12 protein-coding genes and 1 pseudogene are annotated in these 21,722 nt (G+C 61.5%); 4 read left to right on the top strand and 9 right to left on the bottom strand.

Annotation, left to right across the window (positions count from 1 at the left end):
• Positions 1–144: 144 nt before the first annotated feature.
• Entirely contained in the window at positions 145–360 is a 216-nt protein-coding gene (locus HNR60_RS13935) for a hypothetical protein (RefSeq protein ID WP_184258447.1), read from the bottom strand.
• A gap of 1,063 nt (positions 361–1,423) precedes the next feature.
• Between HNR60_RS13935 and HNR60_RS13930 the strand changes: the two genes are divergently transcribed.
• Together HNR60_RS13930 and HNR60_RS13925 are read left to right on the top strand one after the other, a co-directional pair.
• A complete protein-coding gene (locus HNR60_RS13930; protein WP_184258589.1) occupies positions 1,424–1,777 on the top strand; it encodes a hypothetical protein in 354 nt (117 codons plus the stop codon).
• Positions 1,726–1,956: pseudogene (locus tag HNR60_RS13925) on the top strand (IS5/IS1182 family transposase); the annotation flags it as partial. The gene HNR60_RS13930 and the pseudogene HNR60_RS13925, both read left to right, overlap by 52 nt.
• A gap of 627 nt (positions 1,957–2,583) precedes the next feature.
• Here HNR60_RS13925 and grrM read toward each other — a convergent pair.
• The 4 genes from grrM to HNR60_RS13905 are packed head-to-tail and all read right to left on the bottom strand — an operon-like array spanning position 2,584 to position 9,322.
• A complete protein-coding gene (gene grrM / locus HNR60_RS13920) occupies positions 2,584–3,798 on the bottom strand; it encodes a cyclophane-forming radical SAM/SPASM peptide maturase GrrM/OscB (RefSeq protein WP_347339343.1) in 1,215 nt (404 codons plus the stop codon).
• Complete coding sequence (locus tag HNR60_RS13915; RefSeq protein ID WP_184258445.1) at positions 3,795–4,022, bottom strand: hypothetical protein; 228 nt, start codon at positions 4,020–4,022, stop codon at positions 3,795–3,797. Before HNR60_RS13915 ends, grrM begins: the two co-directional genes overlap by 4 nt.
• Positions 4,023–4,060: 38 nt before the next feature.
• Positions 4,061–7,471 (bottom strand): nSTAND1 domain-containing NTPase, encoded by a 3,411-nt coding sequence (locus tag HNR60_RS13910; protein ID WP_184258443.1) that lies wholly within the window; start codon positions 7,469–7,471, stop codon positions 4,061–4,063.
• Between the two features lie 9 nt (positions 7,472–7,480).
• Positions 7,481–9,322, bottom strand: a complete 1,842-nt coding sequence (locus HNR60_RS13905) for an effector-associated domain EAD1-containing protein (protein ID WP_184258441.1) — start codon at positions 9,320–9,322, stop codon at positions 7,481–7,483.
• A gap of 271 nt (positions 9,323–9,593) precedes the next feature.
• Between HNR60_RS13905 and HNR60_RS13900 the strand changes: the two genes are divergently transcribed.
• Complete coding sequence (locus HNR60_RS13900) at positions 9,594–10,727, top strand: effector-associated domain EAD1-containing protein (protein WP_184258439.1); 1,134 nt, start codon at positions 9,594–9,596, stop codon at positions 10,725–10,727.
• Between the two features lie 98 nt (positions 10,728–10,825).
• Complete coding sequence (locus HNR60_RS13895) at positions 10,826–12,712, top strand: S1 family peptidase (RefSeq protein ID WP_184258437.1); 1,887 nt, start codon at positions 10,826–10,828, stop codon at positions 12,710–12,712.
• A 255-nt stretch (positions 12,713–12,967) separates the two neighbouring features.
• On the opposite strand, the gene HNR60_RS13890 is transcribed toward HNR60_RS13895, so the two are convergent.
• The 4 genes from HNR60_RS13890 to HNR60_RS13875 all read right to left on the bottom strand — a co-directional run bounded on the left by HNR60_RS13890 (position 12,968) and on the right by HNR60_RS13875 (position 21,206).
• Positions 12,968–13,996: a hypothetical protein gene (locus HNR60_RS13890; protein WP_246432942.1), complete on the bottom strand. Its 1,029-nt coding sequence runs from the start codon at positions 13,994–13,996 to the stop codon at positions 12,968–12,970.
• 210 nt (positions 13,997–14,206) lie between these two features.
• Positions 14,207–16,123, bottom strand: a complete 1,917-nt coding sequence (locus HNR60_RS13885) for a DNA/RNA non-specific endonuclease (protein ID WP_246432941.1) — start codon at positions 16,121–16,123, stop codon at positions 14,207–14,209.
• A gap of 65 nt (positions 16,124–16,188) precedes the next feature.
• On the bottom strand, positions 16,189–19,437 hold the full coding sequence (locus tag HNR60_RS13880; protein WP_184258433.1) for an AAA family ATPase: 3,249 nt from the start codon (positions 19,435–19,437) through the stop codon (positions 16,189–16,191).
• Positions 19,434–21,206 carry a trypsin-like serine peptidase gene (locus tag HNR60_RS13875; RefSeq protein ID WP_184258431.1) on the bottom strand — a complete coding sequence of 591 codons (1,773 nt, stop codon included), beginning with the start codon at positions 21,204–21,206 and terminating at the stop codon, positions 19,434–19,436. The genes HNR60_RS13880 and HNR60_RS13875 overlap by 4 nt, the downstream gene beginning before the upstream one ends.
• Positions 21,207–21,722: the final 516 nt, after the last annotated feature.

Below are 21,722 nucleotides of genomic sequence, written 5' to 3'. Positions count from 1 at the left end.
GTAGCGGGCGCTACAACATACCGGAACAATGGCGAACCCGCGGGAGGAGGCCAGTCTGCAAATGGCAACGGTAGTTACCAGGGCAAAGTTTTGGAGCGCGGCGGTCTACGCCGCCGGTTTGCTCGAAGCTGGCGGTTCCTGCTCTCAGATCTCGATGGCTTGCCCGCGACGGATTCGTGCGGCTTCGTCGCCGTCTTCATCGAGGATAAGGGGATCATTTGTCGACGCCCAAACGTCGTTGATTGTCAAACGTTGTCCCGATTCCTCAACGAATTCGAGCCAAGCGTAACGATAGCCAGCAGGCAGCATTTGGTGTTGGCCATAAGAGGCGATATGGCCCCTGATCTGTACGAGTTTCATGATTCTGCCGCACGTATGTTCCTGGATGGGAACCAGATTGCTATACGGATGAAGTTCAGCGGAACAGAATAGTTAAACTGGTTGCTATCTCCTAGCTATGCCGATCCCGTGCCCGTAGCCGCCGCCCCGCCGCTTTTCATTTGCTGGGTCCCGAATTTTCCGGGGCTGTAGAGGACGCGCCCAAGGCCGCATTTGCGCATAACCGGGCCGCGGCCCTCGACCACTATCAGAACTGACTTTGCCGTGTTCACATCGGCGTCGCGGTGCCGCGCTTTCGGCAGCCCATAGATGCCGGCAGCCCGTAGATGCCGGCGGGCCATAGATGCCGGCGGGCGTCGTCGAGCGTCACCAGATTGCGGCCGTCCGGCAGGACGATAGGGACATGGGAACTCTTACAACCAACGCCACGCAACTCCGCGACAGAACGCGACTCAAGCGGCGCGGCGTCAATTCCTTCGGAGAACGAACGGCCGGGGCCGGCCGACCTTTCCCGGCATTCATTCCTAGGGGCCGTGTTCGCTCTGAGAAATTGGCGTGCCTCCGCCGAGGAGGGGTAAACGGCGCTAGGGCAATGCTGGGTCAAAGCACGCCGATCAGCTATTTGCCACCAATTTCAATACCTTAGTATATGGATCTGGCGGAAGGGGTGGGATTCGAACCCACGGTACCCTTGCGGGCACGCCGGTTTTCAAGACCGGTGTTTAACATTGATTAAATTGAAGTTTTTCGCGTTACTTCATGCTTGTTGCAGCATTGTTGCAGATTGGAACGGAAAACGCCATGTCGAGCTTGATTAGGCGCGGAGCAAAGTGGACCGCGACGGCGCGTCTGGCGGACACTTTTCAGGGGCCACTGCCTCAAAATCCATCAGCAAAACGTTCGCAAAGAAGGATGCCGGGAAGCTCTGCTGAGTGCGACAGAGAGGGCCATGAAGCCGGGCAGATGGCGTTATCCTCGGCTCGAGCCCAAATCCTCTCGGTCGTTTGGTTGGCTCCAGGAGCGCTGCGGAGGCACTGGATGCGTATCGGATCAGGGTCCGAGAATGGCGTCGCAGGAGGCTGCAATGCTCCAGATGTTAGGCCGGGAGGACTTCCCCCAAAAACGCATCCGGGACCTGATCGTTTCCGATTTCGCCGACTTCCGCGATGCGCGCGACGGGGATGGCATCTCGGCGGTCTACGAGTGGATGATCCACCAAAGAGAACGTTTATATAGCTATTCCGACAACTTCGCTTTGGAAGCGCCAACAAGGCGTGCCGCAGCCCACGGGGAACGTGAACGGCGGCTCTTCGAGGGCGAGGAAGATGCCATTACGCGGGCAATTGAAAAGCCTTCTGTCTATCCGATCCATCGGCAATGGCGCGCTGCAAGGTCTCGGTGGTCACCCCGGTCATCGCACCGACGAGCGGCCAGATAGTGCTGGACGCCAAGGCGCTGCACGGCAACCCGTTTGATGGCCACACGCTCGGTCCGATAATTGCCGATCTGCAGGACCTGACTGGCGTAGAGATCCAGCGCATCCATGTCGACAAGGGCTATCGCGGCCACGATCATCCCAACCGCTTCAAGGTCTGGCCGCAACATCAACGAAAACGGTGATACCTTCCTCCGGGTCTGTTACACCGAATTCGTCTGCTCAATTGCAGAGAGATCGCCAGCGGAAATTCGCCTTCCCACTCAAGAATCCGATGTTTGAAACAGAACCGCTCAAGAGTTTCGGAAGCCATCCGACCTGAATCAGGTTGATGTATCTCACCTGGCAGCACCAAAAGTCCTCTGTGCCGAATTCAGGCTGCAACCAAAATGGTTTCAAAACCACTTGGATGCGCTCTGTGGAAGTGCATAAAGCAATCCCTTGCTTTCTCCGAAGTACAACTTCCACATGGCGCCGCTTTCGAAGTCCGCACGACACCAATAGTTCAACTTGGTAAGTCGTCTTAGTTGGAAGAACGCGTGCTCCGTTCGCTCCATTGCCGAGTAGCGTGAGTCAGTTGGGGCGCGCCGGTCGGGACGGCAACCGCTCCCTCGAAGGGATCTAAAAATTGGTTGACCGAAATGAGATAGAGGCTGCTTGTCCCTTTGAAAACAATCCAGCGTGCAGCACCTTTCCTGGCGGATGTGAACGATGAAATGCAGATCTATGCATTCGGACGTACGGCATATGCGGCACTGGTTCGCATCGTCTCAGCTCCTGCACCTGCAAGAATGCAACTATTTGGGGTTTCAATCCAATGCCGCCGTGCCGTCGCAGTTAGCATGAGCAGCGGTACGGATTTGTGGCAGTTGAGCCCTAGGCGCTTGGCAACTCAACAGTTGTTCGAGATCAAACAGCACGGCATCGGCAACGCCTTGGTAGTATAGATGACAGTGCAAAGTCCCTGCCGCCGCGAAACTGCCGTGTTCCGCTAGCTTGTTGGCCGGCGCACCGCCCAAACATAGGTCAAAGTATTCGCATGTATTTCGGCACGTGTGGATCCCGACTTCGATGTCGGTCCACATTTTGCGGAGGGCCTCGCCAGCCAAGAGCGAGTTCAAGTCATCCTCGGGCAATCGACCAATCGACATGTCGCCGTATGTCTCGTTGTGCAAACCTGCGAGTTCGGGTGAGAAGGTGAAGACAGCGCCGCGCGACGATACCGAAAGAAATCCGAATGCTTCATTTTGGGGATTGTGCGAGAGGAGACCAAAAGCGGGGTGGCGAAGCGCACCGAGCAGCTCTTCACGCTCTCGGATGACGAGTGGAGGGTTCGCTGCTTGGGCAAGCCCAAAGAACCGTGCAAAAAATTTGTCAAGTCGGTTGCGTGTCCCGCTCGCTTGCAGGGACGAGGTCTTGTTGGCTCCTTCGATTTCCTCGATATTGAATCCCACATCTCGAATTCCATGGCTCACAAAAAAATCCGCCAACTCATCGGCGGCGTCCAGTGTCTGCTGGCCAATGACGCAGATGACATGGAACGGCACATTCTTCCGCTGCAGCAATTGGATGCCTTCGACCACGCGTGCGTGCGTCGCTTTTCCTGATCGTGTCCGCCGCCTGGCGTCATGGAGACGCGCCGGGCCGTCGATGCTCACCCCGACCCGGATCGAGTTCTCGAGGAAAAAGTCGCACCATTCATCGTTGATCAACGTCGCATTTGTTTGCATGGCATGCGCCAGCACCGTTCCTTGTGGGGCGCCGCGGGATGCCGCTGCGAAAGCGTGCCGATACCATGACACCGGCAGAACGAGCGGTTCTGCACCATGCCAGACGACGGTAAAGTCTTGTGCAGCAAGTTCGTGCTGAAACACCAGTCGGACTGCGGCCTCGACAATATCAAAGGACATGCGATGCCGATCGTTGCGATCGGGGAGATAGCAATAGCCGCAATCGATGTTACAAAACGGCGTCGGCTGAAGAATGAGAAGACGGGTTCGCCCTCGATAATCCGCGGCCGTCACCTGTTCCTCCAGTTTCCGAAATTTGGAAAATTGGGAAACTGAGCGATGCGCTGTTCTGTCATGTCTGGACCGTTGGTTGTCTGCCGGTCCGCGAGATCAGAAAGATAGGCGTCGCGGATCGAGAAAAGCCGGTGGATCGGCTTCGTCGGTTCGCCTGACCGGGAGCCGGAGGCAATCGGAAGCGCCAGCATTCCGGCTATCGCGACAGTGGAAGCCGTCGACATCAGATATCGTCGCCGCGTATCGCTCATGGACCAAGACCTCATGGGGATGGCCAACCTGGAACCTTGTAGTCGTCGCATCTTTTGTCGTTCAGCGTCATGACTTGGCAGGCGTTCGAATAGGGAATCTTCTCGAAGATAGCCTGATCAACATCGCGCCAGCGATGTTCGAATAGAGGCATGATCGAACTCGACCCGACAGAATAGCGCCAGGACTGGCCATTGGCATCTCGCACCCAAAGATAGCCGCCAGCGATGGTGGCCCCGATCACGCGAGATGACCTGTGGGAAATCGTCGTCCGCAAAGGGGTGCCGGTGCTATCGGGCGGGTCGAACACGATCTGCAGTTCCGTAACGCATTGTGCGCTCCCTTTGCATCCGGGCGAATCTGTTCTTTCATCGAATTCAGCTTGCAAACGGTGATTGCGACCCTCGATCGTGAAAGAGCCCATATTGCAGTTCATGCGCGTCTGAGGTCTTCCGATCTGGTCAGGTCGCTCAACCAGAACGAACGCACAACTCGATGGTTCAGCCGGCCATTTGTCGTCCACAGAATCTGGATTTAGTGTGCCTCCCGCCGTCCAAACGATGGCGGTCTGCTGCGATTTCAGCGGAAGCAGGAAGCCGACCCTGTCACCGGCATGAAACGACTTTATTGGTTGCGTGTTGTTATGAACGCTTGATATCAGGTCGGCGTAACCTGGGTTCGCCGATGCTTGCAAAGCTTCATAGCTCTGCCATGTCGTGGGACGACGATGAGGATTGGTTTCGGCATGCCATTTTTGATCCTGCGCCGCCATGCGCGGTGCCGTTCTAATCCACATGATCCGTTGAATCAGCGGCGGGGAGCGATTTTGCTCCTCGGGCAATGGCGGCCACATTAGTAGCCAGTTCGCGTCGTGCGATAGACACAAAAGTGATCCCGCGGGCAATGGCTGGCCCGTGAAATTCGACGACTCGATTGGGAAGATGTCTCCTCCAGACGTGCGCCACACCGGGAATGTCTGAATGGTCGGAACACCATTCGCCAGTTCGACACGTTTCAACTGGATCCCGAGATCGCGCTGGGTGAAAAGGTCGCGCGGGTGCTCAGGGTCGACGATTGCGCATTCACTGGGCGAAGGAGCGAGCGCAGCGAGTTCCGCGTTGATTGGGGAAGCGGCTGTTCCGTTCGGAACAACGCGGACGGAGACGTCCGACAAGACCGCTCTCGCTCCTTGCTCGAGCGAACGCATTGAATTGTGCAGCACGATCGTCGCCTCGTCGGAGAGCGCTTTGTTGCCAAGGGCCGGCTCCATCGCCAATGCAACGTAGGTTTCCCGATCCTTTCCGGGATAGCGCGGGCTGCTAGCGTCCGGTGGGGATGTCGCCTCGTTCTGCAGGCGAAAGAAACGGAACTGACCGGCGAGTTGTTCCTGCTCGGTCGTCTTCATATGTTGCAAGTACATCCAGCCAACGAGTACTGCTGCAGCAGCGAGCAATGCGGCGAGGATATTCCTCGGACGATAACGTGCTCCGTCACGAAATCGGATTGCATTGTTGATGGTCGTGCGGATCGCCGTGAGACGATTCGTCAGGCTCGATTGTCGCTGCTGCGATTCAGGAGAATTGCTTTGCTTTTCGAGGATCGTTGTCGCCCATTGATCGCTAAAGGTCCGATTGTTGCCAACAACGTCCATCAGGTCCTTGCTGGTTTCGTCACCGACGATTTGATCTGCCTTTGAGAGGTTCTGGACGAGGATCCAGTCTGTGACGCTGTCGATCCAGCCGGCGAACGCTCCTTTGTCGCCGACAGTCGCCTTGCGTTGAAGCTGCTGGTCGACGCCGATGAGCCTGGCAGCGCGGCGCTGGGCATCGAGCAGCCAGCCCGTGTATCGTTTCCAGCCACGAATGAGGGCTTCATGGTTGACGTCGTAAGCCCGCGAGACATTGACCAAGGTCGCGCGTCGAAACACGTCGATGGCAGCTTGCAGAGCTCTCCCGCACTCGATCTGCTTTGCCTGTGTTTCCCGCTCGTAAACGCCTGATGCTGCCAGCATTTGGTCGAGCGTCGCGAAGTCGCGCACGACGTTGCCGCGGTCGTCAAGTTGCGCAAGGCAGGAGAAGGCGACGCGCAGAAGTCGCTCGATCGTATCCGATGTCAATTTGGATTGGTTGGTGCCGACCTTGATGGCCTCCTGCAGCACCCAATCGGCCCGGGCATTGAGTGTGCCGATCAATGCCCCTTCTGCGTCATCCCATCCCGCCAAAGAATCGAGATCGCGCAAGTCGATCTCGAGCGGCCCGTTTCCCGTGGTAGCGCGCCAGCGCGTGACGGCATTGTCCCAGACCAGCGGAAGCATATGTTGCATCAGCGGCAATTGATCCGCAGGATGGCTCAACCGGTCCCGCGCTTCGTCGAAGATGCGATGGAGCTTGCTCAACGCCCGGCGGGTGTACGGGCCGGTCTCGGGGGCGCCGGCGTCGAGTTCCCAGGATTTCATCAACCGTCGTGCCGGTCCCACGATCGCATGTTCGACGTCTTTGCCGCCGATCAGGTCGACAAGGTACAATGATCTGTTGACCACATCGGCTAACCCGGGCACCTCAGCACAGCGGTGCAATTCCTCGCTGCGCATCGTGACGACAATGAACAGGTGGAACGGTTTGTAGGTGTGGGCGCTGTTGATCAGCGACATCAGCGTGTCGTGACCCGCTGAGGCGACTTTGGGCTTGAAGACTTCCTCGAACTGGTCGATCAGGATCAGCAGGTTCGGGGCGGCAGATACCATGCCCCCGGACAAGGCACGGTCGAACTCCTGAAGCGTCTCGTCGACGAAGTCGAACAGCGCGCCGACATCGATGACATCGCCTTCGAATAGTTTTTCGCGAAGCCGCTTCCGATAGCCGTCAGTAATCACCTCGGGACTGGCGTCTGGATCGCATTGAAGTCCGAACGCCGAATTGAGGGCGGCAATGCGCTGCACCCACGCGGCGCGGGGCGATTCGATCTCGTTGGATTGTTCGATGACAGTCGGCCGAGGGGTCAAAACCGGTGCGACGATCTGATTGAACAGCGCCTCGAACAATTCGGTGACCGGATCGGTCTTCGGACGAAATTCAACGACATACCATGCGCCTGCACGCCCGGCGATCGGGGCCGTGCTGTTGAGTTGCGGGATCAGTCCGGCGCGAACCAGGGAAGACTTGCCTGAACCCGATCCACCGAGAACGACGATGACATTGTGGTCAGTCAGCCGGTCTCTCAACTCCTTGATCTGGGTGCCGCGTCCATAAAATAGATCTGCTTCGTCGGGCTGGAAGCTGCGGAGGCCAGGGTAGGGCGATACACCGCGGTAGCTGGACGAGGATCCGTGGATGGTGTGATCGTTCGGCGATGCCGATTTGGCGCGAGCCGCGTCCCATTCAGCGAAGAATGCAGCTCGCGTATCGACGTGAAACTGTTCGTTCATCTTGCGAACTCACATCCGAAGTTTTGTGGCATAGTCTCGCAGCCGTTCGAGATTTGCCGCGTCCGGAACGAGGCTGCCATCGTCGGCCTTCTTGATGCGCAGCAACTGCCATTTGTTGACTCGGGAGTTGCTGCTGAATTCGAGCGTTGGGAAGAGCCGCCAATTCCGGAACAGCACAGCGACGCGCATCAGCGGCGCGTTGCCGGCGTGGTTCCGCGAGAGGCTGTCTTCGATCTGGCTATCGATGACGCGAAAATGCCCCAGCGTGTCGTCTTGATCGTCGACCTTCGTTCGCATGTCGTGCACCGCAATCACCGTTAGCTTGTTCGGCTCCTTCCCGATAGAATTGATCACCTCCTGCATCTGCTCATAACCGAACGGCGCGGAGTCCGGCATGATTGGGGGCTCACCGGCGCCGATCGCCGCGCGCAGACTCTCTTCGACAGCGAGGCGCCGGCACGAATTCTCCGTGTCGCCCTTGTTGGCGGGATCTTCGTACAGCACGATGGCCTTGCTGGTGGGTACGTCGATGCCGAGTTGCTGGGCGAGCCATTGGGCGAATTCGGCTGGCCGATCGGTGTTCGAGAACAGCAGCGGGCCGTCAAGAGCGGGTGTCCAATCGGGACCACTCGGCCGCCAAAGCACCTTGGGCCGATCGGTCACAGCGCGGACCTTGTCGCCCTCGTCGTCGAACTGGAAACCAAATGAGACATTCAGTTCGCTGGACAGTCGGCCGAGCAGGTTGCTGGCACTTGCGGCCTTCGTATCGACGATGGTGCGGACGAACAGCGGTTGGCTCTTGAGAAGATCCAGCGGCTTAATGCCCTTGCGCCAACCGTCTTTCCAGTGATCGTAAGGTAACTTGAGCGCCGATAACTCCTTGATCAACTCGGCGGTCGCAGCCACGGCGTCGTCGGCGGACGGATTCCTCGGCTCGCCCAGGACGATGATCGAGTTCGCCGCTCGTGGCGGATTCCGGTCAACTTTGATCCCTGGTGGGTCTTGCACTTTCTCTCCCAAATCCGGCGACGGCAGTTTGCCGACCGGTTCGGGCTTCCATGGATCGTCAAAGTAGCCTCGCAGCTTCTCGCCCAGGTTGACGATTTCCGGTGCGATATAGTCCGAGAGGTCTGTTCCGCTGGCGATCGGTTTGCGTCCTGTGTCGTCGAAAAAGCCCGATACGATCACGCGTTCGGTATCAAGCGTCCTGATTTCCGCCATTTTACGGTGAAGCCAATCCCGACCGTCCCTATCGAGCGCGACCGCCAGCATCGTCCGACGAGGTTCCACCTCCACTGCGCTGCCCCGTAAGGATTTTAACCCGCGGAGAAGTTCCGCAACGGTTTGCGGGTTGTCGGTGTATCGCCTCGAAATGAATGCGACGAAGATGTTCGCATCCTCAATATCTCTGAAAATGCTCGGAGCGTTGTCCTTGGATTGGGTAATACGAGCGAGGGTGCTGATGCTATCGCAAGGTTGAAGCGCCCCGACCAAATGTCTTTGAAAATGCTGTACCCACGCGTTGTCTGTTCCCAAGCAACTGAACACGACGGTCAGCGAGCGAGGGTCTCGTTCCAGCCAGTGTTGTACCGAAAGGATGTCATCGCGGACGTCGTTTCTGACGTCTGGCTCGGCGGCGACAGCTTCGCACAGCTTGATCAGCCACCCTTCCTCGGTGGCGACGTCGATCAGGCTGGAGACTCGCGCCTCGAAATCGGCTCCAGTGGCAATGCGCGTCGTGGGTAGATTATTGTATTTCAACAATTGGATCAGTGTGAAGTCGGAAAACCCTGTGACAAGAGCTGTCTGAAGAAGTCTCCGGCGCTTTCCGTCCAGCTTGAACTGAGGCATTCCGGCTCCTCCGTCGTCAAAATGCTTTCATCGCAATCAAACTACGTATCGAACGATCTCTTTGATCGGCCGATGCCACGACACAAATTAGCGAGTGCGCCAGAAATGCTGCCATCAAAATGGTGGCGGCGCAGAAATTATCTCGGCAAAATATCTTGCCAACCTACGAATATAGCGCAATCATTGATGGTAGCTAGCATTTTTTTTAACCTTGCGTTGCGGCACAAGAAGTTTTGATTTCCGCAGTCAGCATCCAATTGCAGGCAGCCCCATGCCTTTGACCGGAACACAGTCGAAATTGTTGACCGGGTCGCAATTCAAGTCCTTACACCAAGCTCTGGTCGATGCCTTCGATCGCGTGACATTGGCCATGATGTTGAAGTTCGAGTTGGACAAGCAGCTTTCGCGCATTGCCGGGCCCGATGATATCGACGCTGTCGTCTTTAAACTGATTGAGAAATCCGAGATGCAAGGCTGGACCCTCGATCTGGTTCGTGCGGCGCGGACGACGAATCCTGGCAATCCCAAACTATTCGAGGTGGCTCAGTCGCTGTCAGTGACCAGCGCGCGCGATTTGCCGGTAGCGGTAGCTGCAATGGAGCTCGAAAAAATCGTGCGCCCAGGAGTTCCCTTTCAGGATCCTGCCGCATTGCGGTCCCGGCTCGGACGGATCGAACTTCAGGTGTGCTCGATTGAAATCGACGGCATCGGATTTGGGTCCGGCGTGCTGGTTGGGCCGGACTACATCCTGACCAACCAACACGTCATCGCAAATGCGTCTGCGACGAGCACACTGGCGTGCCGGTTTGACTTTGCCGCCTCGGCAGACGGAAAGGTCATAAGCCAAGGCGTGGCGGTTCCGGCTCGGCTTGAGCCGGTCGATTCGAGCCCGCCAAGTCCGAATGACCCGAATCTTGCCATTGGCGATCCGACCGACGACGAGTGCGACTACGCGCTCTTGAAGTTGGGTGCTGACATTGGAAATGCCCCGGCCGGATCGGGAGCCAATCCGTCCGCCGAGCCACGCGGTTGGGTCAAACTGGCGGCCGGACTGATCGAACCTGGAGATCCGATGTTCGTTCTGCAGCATCCGCAAAGTCCATTGGATTGGAAATTGCAGCCGCTCAAATTGACCATGGGAGCGATGCTGGAATTGGTGGGAGGCGGCCGCCGGCTTCGGCACAGCGCAAACACGCTCCCCGGCTCATCCGGTTCTCCCTGCTTTTCGGCAGCAATGTCTCTCGTTGCGTTGCACCACGCGGGCGGTGACGATCGCTATGTCAGAGCGGACTTCAATCAAGCAATCCCGATCGGAAAGATTATCGACCGACTTACGCGACAGGGAGTGACGCCATTCTGGGAAGCCTCGCCTCCCGAGGGGCTGACGAAAGGCCTATCATCGTAGTGTGAGCAGTCCATTGGGCGGCAATCAAGCGTGTCGTTAGGATTTGGCTCGCTCGGCGTAAATTGGTTCGTAGGACTGTTGGGGCGGCCGTATCGCCGATGTTCCTGCAGGACAGGCTCGCCAAGATGGGTGCCGGGATCATGATGAGCCTCCTTCTTAAGTTGATGTATAGCGTCCTGTTATTGGGCATTGCGGGAATGGCGGCGCGCGAATTGTGGACGGTGTGGTTGGACACGCGGGTTTATATCGGCGCATTCGACGTCGTCACCGATACCGGCAGGGACGACCCGGCGAGCGAGGCATTTCCGAAACGTATCGTTGCGGCGCAGGCGATACTGGCCCAGCAGATGAACGGCTATCTGGCGCGCCGCTCCGTCCAGGCGCCGACCGATGTCACTTACGCGATCGCGGGTCTGGCGCCGCTGCAATTGCCGCCGGAGGCCTTGGCGGGCGTCGATATTACCGTGCAGAGCATCAATCTGAAGCAGGTGCTGACGGCCGTCCGTCGCGGATTCCTGGCGCCAAACGAGGTGCAGGGTCATGTCACGGAGCGCGACGGGGCGGTGCTCGCCGCGGTCGATTGGCCGCGCGCGCCTGCGCCGGCCGATGGCAATCCTGCCCAGACCCAATTCCTGGTACCTGGTCGCAGCAGTGTGCAGGAGTCCGCCGCCTATATCGCATGTGCGATCGCTTGGGCGCGCGCAGCGAGCACCGACAGGACCCTCGCGGCGGTCCCCCGGACCCAGCTCTGCGATTTTGCCGCGGCGCTCGCCGATCTTTATGCGCTCGAAGACAAGGCGAAGAGCGACACCGGGCTCGAAGCCGCGCAGATCGCGGTGGTACGCCGCCGCGCCGCGTCGCTGCATGCGCATTTCGGCGATCGCTCCGTGCTTCCGGACCTCTATCGTCTGCGCGCCGACTTGCTCGAACTGCTTCCAGAGACCGGGCGGACGCCGAACGAATTGATCGACGTGCAGGAAGACCGGCTGCGCTACGCGATGCAAAGCGCGCAATTGCGCGACTTGCCCGAAGAGACCAAGCGGCTGGCCGCGCAGGCCCTGGCTCGTCCCGCGATCATTCTCGACAACGGCGTGCCGAAGGATGCGCCGGAAAACTGGGCCGGGCTGCTGAACCGCCATACCGGCGAGATCGTCGTCGCGGCGGCGGCGACTGGGATTGTGGTCGGTGCCGATGGTCAGCCGATCGGCACGGCTTCCATCGTCGCGCCCGGCATGATCATGACGGCCAGCCACGTCATGAACGCGGCGCGAAGGGAGCCCAACGCGGAGTCGCCGCCTGGCGCAGCGCGGCCGCGCCTGTGCCTCGGACCTAGCAGGGCGGATTGCGGCAGCAGCTTCGCGATCGGCGAAATGATCTATGACGGCGCCAAGGACGGCTTCAAGATCGTGCTGATGCAGATCGACGCACACGATCCCGTGCTGGATCCACCTTTGGCGGTGACCGATCCGTCGCCGGAATCGAACGCCATCGTCGGTAAATACGCCTACGTGATCGGTTATCCTTTCAATGACGCCCGCCTGCCGACTGAATTCGTCGATAGGCTGTTGCAAGACCTGTCAGGGCGGCAACGTATGATGCCCGGCCGCATCCTTGCGCTCAGCAAGGCCGGCGTTGCCGGCGTGCCGAGCGCACACGCGCTCTACACGACCGACATCAGCACAACGGGGGGCGTCGGCGGTGGTCCGCTGCTCGATCTGGCGACCGGCAAGGTGATCGGTGTCAGCTATAGCGGCATCTGGCAGGGCGCGCGGGGCAAGTTCGCCTATGCGGAAACGATTCCGCCGGCCGCGCTCGCATTGATCGGCCGCCGCAATCGGGGCGAGCCGGATGAAGCGCCGACCGCCCCCGCTACGGGCACGCCGCCAACCGCGCCTGCTGCTACGGACCCGCCGCCGACGGCGCCCGCGACTCCGGACGCCACGCCCGCCGACCCGTCAGCTCCGGCCGCGCCGGCGTCGCGATAGCGCGACGCGAGCCACGGCCGGCGCCACGTTTCACAGATGCACGTCGCCCGCGGTCTGCAGCGCCTTCAGCATCACGGCGGCGCCGCATTGCGCAGATACCGCATTTCCATCGTAGACGCCGTCGCGCACGAATTTGCCTTTGGTGTACTGGTTGGAGAAGCTCCACAGATAGGGTGAATTGATCCCCTTGGTGTGATAGCTGAACCCGTTATAGCCTTCGAAGCGATACAGCGCCCGCGCCAGGCTCCAGTCGGTCTATCCCGCGAAACCCTCTCCGGTGATGGCGTCGATAGCGCTGGACGCCCAGTCGTTAGGCGGATTCCACTGTCGCGGCCGGTTGGCGGGGACGTTGACTGTCCGCACGCTGAGTGGGTCGCCGTTGTGCAAGTGCCCCTGGAAATTGAAGCTTGCTTCCAGCGCGTGGACGATGCCGATGAACCACCACGGCGCTCTGGTCGCCGCGCCGACTTGCTCATAGCGCGGCTTGTACTGCAACAGCTTGTTGCGATGCCAGGCGACTTCGCCGGCGCGTTCGTGACGGACAACGCAACCTGCCCAAAGTGCTTCGTATTCCGGCCTGAGTTGCTCGAAGGTCGGACGCGGCGCCTCTTCAGTGTCCTCTGCTCGGGCCTGGCGGGTCTTCGCCGCATGGGTGGCAAGCAGCGAACCGATCTCGTCCTGCGCATCGACCAGGCGTTCGAGCAGCGGACGGTCGTCGTTGCCGGGCAGCGCGGCCAGATCGGCGGCGATCAGCGTCCGCTCGGCGTCTTCGGCATTCTCCGCCAGCGCTTCCTCGGGCAATTGCTGGCCCTGGAAGGTCCAGTCTTGCGCATCGTGGAAAGCGGCCTTCTCCGGGCGCACCGAGATATGGCAATGGTGGTTGTGCGGGTTCGTTCCGGTATAGGTGCGCCAGGTCCAGGCCGGTGATGCGCCGACCGCCGAGGCGTTGGCAATCCGGCGATTCCAGATGATGTATTTCAGCCGCGAATCCTTGCTCGCGCGCAGCGCCGCCGCGATCTTGCCGGCGTCGCAACCATTGGCCGGATCATGCGTGACGTCGAACGCCGTCACCACGCCGATAGCACCATCGACAACCCAGGGATTGTGGTCCGACGATCGGCTCTGATGCGCTGGATCGCCGATCGTTCCATCGCTCGCCTTGCTGCGGTGAGGGAACGCGGCGTTGATCTGGGCGCGCAGGCGCTCTAGCGATTTGGCGACGCGCCACTGTCGTATCACCGCTTCCAGCCCAGCCTCCGGTGGCGCCAGCGGATCGACGTGCATATCGCTGCCGTCGACCTCCTGCGCCAGTTCCTCGGCGGGTGCGCTCGACAGGTCGAAACGCGGATCGTTGTCGGCGCCGTCATTCGCTGTATCGCTCATTACTTCCTGCTCGTTGTTGATGCGATGGCCGCGTCCGTTTGACTTGCCGCGGAGCGCGCAGGCGCAGCCGCGACGGTTCTCGGGCGGTCATTGCCCGAAAGCGAGGTGGCGTCACAGAACGATGTCGCCGACGGTCTCGATCGGCACGAACACCGGCACCTTGGCGGCGACGGCTTCGTTGGCTCCCGGCGCTTGCGCCAGCGGGTCAGCGTCCTTCAACGCGCCGAAGTCGTATTTGGTCGCGGCTTCGAGATCGGCGAGCGAGATCTGGAAGGTCCGATAGGCACCGAGCGTGAAGCCTTCGACTGCTTCGGAGCGATCGCGATCTTCCAATAACTGGCGGATCATCTGGCCTTGGCTCAGCAGGTAAGCGGTGGCGTGCAGCTTCTCCTGCTCGCTGTCGACCATGACTACGACTTTCCAGAATTCGAGCGGCACCCGGACCTGCTCCTCCTCGAGCACCGGATCGTCGTCGGAAAACACCGGCGCGGTGAAGATGCAGGCCTTGAAACCGTGGGTACGCGCGCTGTCCAGAACGTAGTTCTCCAGCCCCTGCCAGAGCTGCTTGCCCTGGTTGAGCCGCGAGTGCTGCGGGGCCGAATTGGTGTAGTGGAAGGTGTCGCCGTTGGCAGTTTCCGCCTCGTCGCCCCAGTTCGGATCCTCGCGGCGCACCATGTGGCCGCGGTCGATTTCGGCGTCCTTGTAGGCTTTCTGGCCGTGCTGGAGTTTCTTGTCGATGCGCGCGTCGAAGAACCACTTGTCGGCGCTGCGCTTGATTTGCACCGAGTTCTCCCCGTCGATGTTCACGGCGGTGATGACCGGCAGCTTGAAGGCGGCGGAGAATTTCACGCCGAAATGGGTGTAGCGGAGCTCGTGCGGCCGGTCGGCGGTGGCGTCTGATGGTTTGGCGAGATCCTGCTCGATGGTGGCCGGTAGCTTCGGCCACGGCACTGTGAGTCCGGCGCCGAGGAAATCCTGATCGAAGCCGCCCCGGTCGGCGAGGTCCTGCGGATTGTGCACGCCGTCGGCGGCCGCCTCGACGCCTTCGCCACCCGCAATCTGGCCGACCGTCACCAGATTGCCGGCCAGCAACTGCTTGATCGTCGTCACGCCGACCGCGCTGTTCTCGACGCCGTAGACGCCGGCGAAGTGCAGACCGACGGCCGCCTTCTGCTCGAGGCTGATCAGGTTCGAGCCCGAATTTCCGCCCAGCGACGTGCAGTCGTGGCTGAGCACCGCGCCTGCCGTCACCTTGATGATTTTTCCGGGAGAGCACCGCTTGACGTCGTACAGATCCGCGAAATAGCGGTGCATCGCGTCGGCGTCGTTGCGCGAATCGTAGGCGGGATAGCCGACCAGCGCGACCAGCTCGCCATGGGCTGCTTCACGGTCGGCGAGCGGAATCGGATCGGGCATCCTCCAGGCGGCGCCGGCGACCTGCTTGACCTTTAGCAGCGCCATATCGGCGGCAAGGTCGTCGGCGAGATAGACGATCTCGATCGCAGTGGCGACTAGGGCATCCTCCGGCTGGGCGCCGACTTCCTCGTTGAAATCCACCTGCGCGCGGTATTTCACGCCGGTGGCCGGCGAGCGCATGAATACCGGCCTTCCGTCGCTGCCGCGCTTGGCGACGAGTTTCGCGACGTGGCGATTGGTGAGAATCAGGTGGCCGTCCGGCTTCTTGTCCACCACCCATCCGGTGCCGCCCCACGCCTTGCTGTGATTGATGAATTCGATGCGCCCGACGGACGGGATGAACGGCTCGACCGCCTTGATCTTCGCGTCGGTGCCGACCGCAAAATCGTCGAGCGGTTGCAATTCGACTGCGTTGTTGCGGATCAGCAAAGGCGGTCGACCGATGAGTTTGACGATCGCTTCCAGGCCGACCAGTCGTTCCCTAGGGATGCCAACCGATTCCAGCCCGCGCGGACGCGCCTGGGCGGCGTCCTCGATCTGTTTCTTGGTCAGACCGAATCGTTCCGGATCGATCCGCCCGTTTGCCACGGCCTTGATTGCGGCCTCGAACATTCCCGGACGCGATGCGCGGATGGTTTCGAGTCGATTCAGCGTCTCTTCACCCATGATGTGTCCTTTCAAAGTTTCTGATTAGTTGCGACGAGCGTCGACAAAGCGGGAATGAAGGCTGCGGGTACGCCGGCCTTCATCAGCGTACGGGCGGCCTCGAGCGCGCGCGTCTCGCCCTTGCGACGCGCCGTCGCGCTGCGGGCGCGCGCTGCAAGCGCAGCAAGGCGTGCTCGCAATTTTTGCGGCAGCGCGTCCTCGGCGCTCGACCATGCCAGCAGCAGCGACCGGCTCGCCGAGCCCGGATCGCCGGCACCGAGCAATTCCTGCACCCGCGCCGTCGTGAGACTATCGAGCTCGAATTTCGATTCCGCGTCGTGCCAGCCCTCGGGCGCGCGTCCGTACGACCAATGTCCGCACATCGTCCGTCGCCAGGTCTCGGCGCTCTTGGCGATCGATGCGCAGTCCCTGCCGCCGAGCACGAAAGATGCGGCCCCGGCCCACTCGTTGACGAGCCCGACATCGCTGAGGATCTCGATCGGCTCTTGCGCGGGCCCGTTCGGGTTGACGGCGATGCCGGCGAGGCCGCTGTTGAGCGGAAGATCGCATTTGGCGAGGGCGATGAGCGCCGCACGGGCGTGCGTCGTCAGCCGCCGGCTGACCTCGAGTTGCGCCAGCAGACAGAGCGAAGCCGCGTAGGGCGAATGCACCATCAGTCGTCGCACGGTTGCTTGATCAGGCCCCGTCGGCGAACCGACGGCGGTGGCAGTTTGCGGATTCGAGGCAAGCCCTTGCGGCAGGCGTCGGGCGAGGCGAGCCGCGGCCGCCGCCAAGGCGTTTGCAGTCGCGGTCCCCGACGAATTATCCGCCCATTGCTCGAAGGCAGCGGCGACCGGATCGATATGCCGCCACGATGCCGATACAGGTACGCCGGCGGCGCGGAGCGCAAAACCCAGCGCCCCTTCGGTCATCTCGGTCTTGGCGCCGCGGCCGACGATAACCTGCACCCACTCGCGCCATGCGCCGTCGATGACGAGCCGCCTGGTCGCGGCCTTGAAGCTGAGTTCGGCGCGCATCTCAATCCGGGCCAGCGCGTCGTCGGGCCGCAGCGCCCGGATGTCACTGTCGTCGTGCTGCTTCGCGTCCAACTGCCGCAACATCGCGCGCGCCTGCTGCCAGCGCCCGGTCCGCCACAGCAGCGTGCGGACCGCGTCGCCCGCCTCTGAGGCTGGATCGATCGTCGCCTTCTCGAACTCTCGCGCGTAGAGATCGGCCGCCTCGATCCAGTCACCGCGTTCGATGGTGAGTTGCAGATCCTTCACCGAACGTGGATCGGGCTTCGCCGATTTCGTGCGCCTCGCCGCGGAGCTGCCGCGCGCGGCCGTCGAACGCTGGCCGCGCGCATGCAGCACGGCGTCGCGTGCCGCATCCGGCAATTCGGCCAGCGTTGCGTCGTCGACCCGGAGCGCGGTGTCGCGATCGATCTTCGGCGCCGCTTCGCCGCGCCGCAGCAGTTGCAGACGGTGATAGGTGGCTTCAACCAGACGCCACGGCTGCGGCGGCTCGGTCGCGCGCGCAAACCACTCGGCCGCAGCTCGATCGAGCTTCGCGCATAGCGCCGGCTTCGACGCATAGAGCAGCGGCACGAGTTCGGCGCGCGGCGCCGCGCGTTGCCGCAGCCAGCCGTCCGCGCCGCGCTCGATCAGCCAGTTCTGCGACTCGAGCTGATCGGCGAGATTCTTGGCGCGGGCATCCCCGATTCGCTTCAGGCCGAGCGTGGGCGCCAGGACGTCGCGGATCACCTCGAAATTGATCCGGCGGATCAGCAATCCCGGATCGACGATCCGGCGCAGGGCGGGACCCGAAATGCGTGACAGCAGGAAACGATAGAGATGCGCGGCGACGAGGTCTTTCGATTGTGGTTTCCGGCTTCGTTTGCTCGGGACCTCGGCTTTCGGCGCCGCGCCGAGCGCTATGCCACCCAGCCGCCGGAATTGCCGCCGACCTCCGATCATCGGCACCGCCGTGGCTTCGGGCGCCGCGATCAGCGCGGCGCTTCCCAGCCGCAGCAACAATGGATTGCCTTTGGCGAAGGCGCGGAGCTGGAATCGTGCCGCGCTGGGCACGTCTGCTTGATCCAGCATCAGCTCGGTCGTCTCGGGCGCGAGTGGTTCCAGGGCGAGCCGGCGGCCGATCCGTTCCGGCGCGGAGTCGAAGGCGTCGCCGCGTCCGGCGGCGATTACGGCCATCGGCGCCAGCCCAAGCGAGACCAGCACGTCGAGCCATATGAACAGCCGCCGCGGATGGGTTTCGCCGCGCCCGCGCAGTACCTCGCAGGTGTCGAGCACGACCACGACGCTCCGCCCCGAATTCGATACCGCGCCGCCGAGCATCGCGACGAGTTCGCTCGGGACCGAGTCACGGCCGCGACCCTTCAGCGCCTCGTTGTCGCTACCCGAGCCGGCGCTCGCCGCTCTGAGACGAAGCTCCCGCAGCGCGCCGGCCTGGTCCGGAAGTTGGGCCGCGATCTGACGCGCGGCCTCGAGCGTCAGGCCGACCTGATCCAGCACGTCGAGCGTCGGCCGATCGAAATCGAGCCGCACGATGATCGGTTGTTGGGTGGCGCGCTGTTCGCGGATCGCCGATTCCAGCAAGGCCGATTTGCCGATGCCGGGCAGCCCAGTCACGAACAGGGCTAGCACCGGCGGCGCGCGAAGCGGCGCGGCCAGCCAATCCTGCAGCAACTGGCGTTGCTGGTCGCGGCCATGGAAGCCGTGCGCGAGTAGCGTGTCCCCGCGGCGGCGGTCGTCGGCGCGGTTGATCACGGCGCGCAGCTTCTCCAGCATGCCGTAAGCCGGAGCGTCCGGTCCGGCCCATTCGAGCGCGCGGACGTACCGCTCGAATTCGTTGCGGTCGTCGGGCCGATCGTCGACCGCGGCCAGCCTGGCCTCGAGCGCCGCGACGGACAATTCGCCGGTGCCGCGAAGCGCCGCGATCACGTCTTGTGCCGGCGCGTCGAACGGCTGTTGCGCATTGCGCCAGGCGATCGCCTCTTCGAGCCGATTCTCCTTGCGCAGATCGGCGATCACCCAGCGCCGGTCGGCGCCGCGCATCAACCAGTGGGAATCGCTTTCCGCCAGGGCGGTGTCGCAATTCTGCGACAGCTGCGAGGCGACATTGATCGCGGCCGCCTCGTTGGTCGCGCCAACGTCGGATTGGACGCTTACCGTCAACGCATCCTTCGGATCGAACGGCCCCGACAGCGCCGCAAACCAGCGCGCATGCTCGACGGCGGAGGCAAACGGGTCAGTGTCGCTCACGCGTTCCCTCCCGCCAGGGATTTCAGATAGTCTAGATGCGGCGCTGCGCGGTCGCTGACGGCCTTCAGATCGGCGGTGGAGTACTGTCCGTTGATCGAATTCAGTCCCTGAAGGATCTGATTGGTGCGGTCGGCGATCACCGCCGGATCGGAGGCCACGCCGAAGTCGCGACAAGCACGTGTCAGCAGCTGATCGACATCGCCGCGATTGAACACCCCGAAATATTCGACCACGAGGCCGGGCGCCCCCTCGATTTCGGCGAGCCCGGCATTGGCGAATTCCTCGCCGGGCGTGGTGATGGTTTCGAAGCCGGTCAGCACCAGCCGCAACCGGGGGTGTTGCAGTGCGGCCGCGATGAAGGCCTCGAAGGCAAAGCGGTCCGAGTCGTTGAGACCGGCGGTCGGATTGTCGAACAGGAACCAGATCAGTTGCCGGTCCCGCTCGCCGATCGCGTTGAGCTTTGCGGCGAGGTCGCGGGCGCGGTCGTTGATCGAGGCTTCGAGCGTGGTGTCACCGGCGCGGGCGCCGGCGCCGGCTTCCACCGGTGCGACGTCGATCCCGACCAGGATCGCCCGGCGGCGGATGTCGTCGAGCAGGTCGGCGAACTGCGTATCGAAATTGATGCGCACCGTGCGGTGGGTGCCTGGATTGCGCGCCAGCGTCAGTGTCAGCATTTCGAACGAGAAGGCGAGGCCGCTGGTGCCCTGCGCGACGTCGCGCCGCTTGACGCGAATGCCGCGGATCCGACTGTCCGGCCGGCTCGCAGCAGCGATCGCTTCGAAGAACAGGTCGCGTCCGAAAACCAGCTGGCCCTGCGCGGAGCCATCGAGCGACCACAACGCCGGAGGCGCGATGTCGTGCTCGATCAATTCGCGCAGCTTGTCGTCGATGAAGATATTGGCTGGCACCAGTCGCCGGTCCGGTAGCCATTTGCCCTGATGCAGCCCGGCCAGCGAGAAATGCGCGTTGAAACATGGTCCGCCAGACGAGCCCTGATCCGCCCCTACGTCATGCTTCCAGCGGTAAGGGTTGCCGCGGACCCTGTTGACATGCCCCCAGCCGAACCCAAGATCGCCACCGTTCGGAAAATGCAGTAGCAGGATCGAGGACCGCGACAGCGGAGGGGGGCATTCCTTTGGAAGTCCGGCGAAGCCGAGTCGCATCCCATCGGGCCGTTCCAGCTTCAGCAGCACAACGTCGTTGTGGTCCTTAAACGCGCTGCCGTCGGATGGCAGTGTTCCGTCGTATTCGGCCTCGGTGCAGGGCGACTGATAGACCGGCTTCGGCAGCACGCGGCGCTTGGTCCCATCGGACAGCAAGACCTCGGTCGCCTTGTATTGCGGGTCCGGGGCAGTCGGTCGCCAGTCGCTGATGACATGCCAGGCTGTCAGCACCAGACTGGGGCTCACCAGACAGCCGGACCCGCTGAAGCCGTGATCGACCAGCACGCGGCAGCGGAAGGCGCTGCCTCGCGGAACGAACTTCTTCAGTTCGTCGACCGGGACGTTCATATCGGCGAGGCCGGTATCCTCGGCCTGAACATCGACGCCGCGCGCCCTCAGCGCTTGCGCGAATGCATCCAACAGGCCGAGCCGCTCGATTTCGTCGGCAGCGAGATCCGAGACATCGCGATTGAGGTAGCGTGCTGCGCCTGCGAACGCTGCCATGGTCAGGGGCGGGAAATCTCCACACTGCAAGGCGAACAGCGCTTCGTCGGCCGCCTGGGGGGCGGCCTTGATCGCATCCGCAACGGTCGCCTTATCGATCATTCAAGGCTTGCTCCCGAACGCAGTGTGTCCACAGCATTCTATCGTCCAGGCCGTCGTCAGCTTCCGAGCAAACTAGAACGCTAGCGATCCACTAGCCCCAGACACGTTCCTAGCGTCTTCAAACGGCGCTGGTATTCGCTTAAGACGATCGGTTACGTTGATCAGAATCTGAGGTCAAATGTTCGGTCTACGAAATGTCATTTCTCAAAGTGCGCGAGTATTGACATAAACTGCAAGTATGCACACCAATGGATGGTATGCCAAGTGCGAAATTTTAATCGCGAAATCGCAGCTAGTATCAAGAATGGCACTTAAGCGTTTGGAACTAACGCATTGACGATACGCGGGGTTTTCGGGAGTGTTTGAGTGATCTGACAGTAGCCTTTGCTAGATTGTCATCCGTGAAGAACACATAAGTCGCTGAGCGAGAATCGGTTTTGTGCGGCTGCAAGTATAGATTTTTGCCGGTTTGGGCGGGTCTGACGCCGGTTTTCTGGCAAATTGATTTGGCGTTCT

Source organism: Rhodopseudomonas rhenobacensis (assembly GCF_014203125.1).
GTDB lineage: Bacteria > Pseudomonadota > Alphaproteobacteria > Rhizobiales > Xanthobacteraceae > Rhodopseudomonas_A > Rhodopseudomonas_A rhenobacensis.
This window is presented reverse-complemented; position numbering and strand designations above follow the sequence as displayed.

Coding starts and splice junctions, on each gene's coding strand:
- HNR60_RS13935 (WP_184258447.1), bottom strand. CDS start 360: ATGAAACTCGTACAGATCAGGGGCCATATCGCCTCTTATGGCCAACAC.
- HNR60_RS13930 (WP_184258589.1), top strand. CDS start 1,424: ATGCTCCAGATGTTAGGCCGGGAGGACTTCCCCCAAAAACGCATCCGG.
- HNR60_RS13915 (WP_184258445.1), bottom strand. CDS start 4,022: ATGTCGACGGCTTCCACTGTCGCGATAGCCGGAATGCTGGCGCTTCCG.
- HNR60_RS13910 (WP_184258443.1), bottom strand. CDS start 7,471: ATGAACGAACAGTTTCACGTCGATACGCGAGCTGCATTCTTCGCTGAA.
- HNR60_RS13905 (WP_184258441.1), bottom strand. CDS start 9,322: ATGCCTCAGTTCAAGCTGGACGGAAAGCGCCGGAGACTTCTTCAGACA.
- HNR60_RS13900 (WP_184258439.1), top strand. CDS start 9,594: ATGCCTTTGACCGGAACACAGTCGAAATTGTTGACCGGGTCGCAATTC.
- HNR60_RS13895 (WP_184258437.1), top strand. CDS start 10,826: ATGTTCCTGCAGGACAGGCTCGCCAAGATGGGTGCCGGGATCATGATG.
- HNR60_RS13890 (WP_246432942.1), bottom strand. CDS start 13,996: ATGCACGTCGATCCGCTGGCGCCACCGGAGGCTGGGCTGGAAGCGGTG.
- HNR60_RS13885 (WP_246432941.1), bottom strand. CDS start 16,123: ATGTTCGAGGCCGCAATCAAGGCCGTGGCAAACGGGCGGATCGATCCG.
- HNR60_RS13875 (WP_184258431.1), bottom strand. CDS start 21,206: ATGATCGATAAGGCGACCGTTGCGGATGCGATCAAGGCCGCCCCCCAG.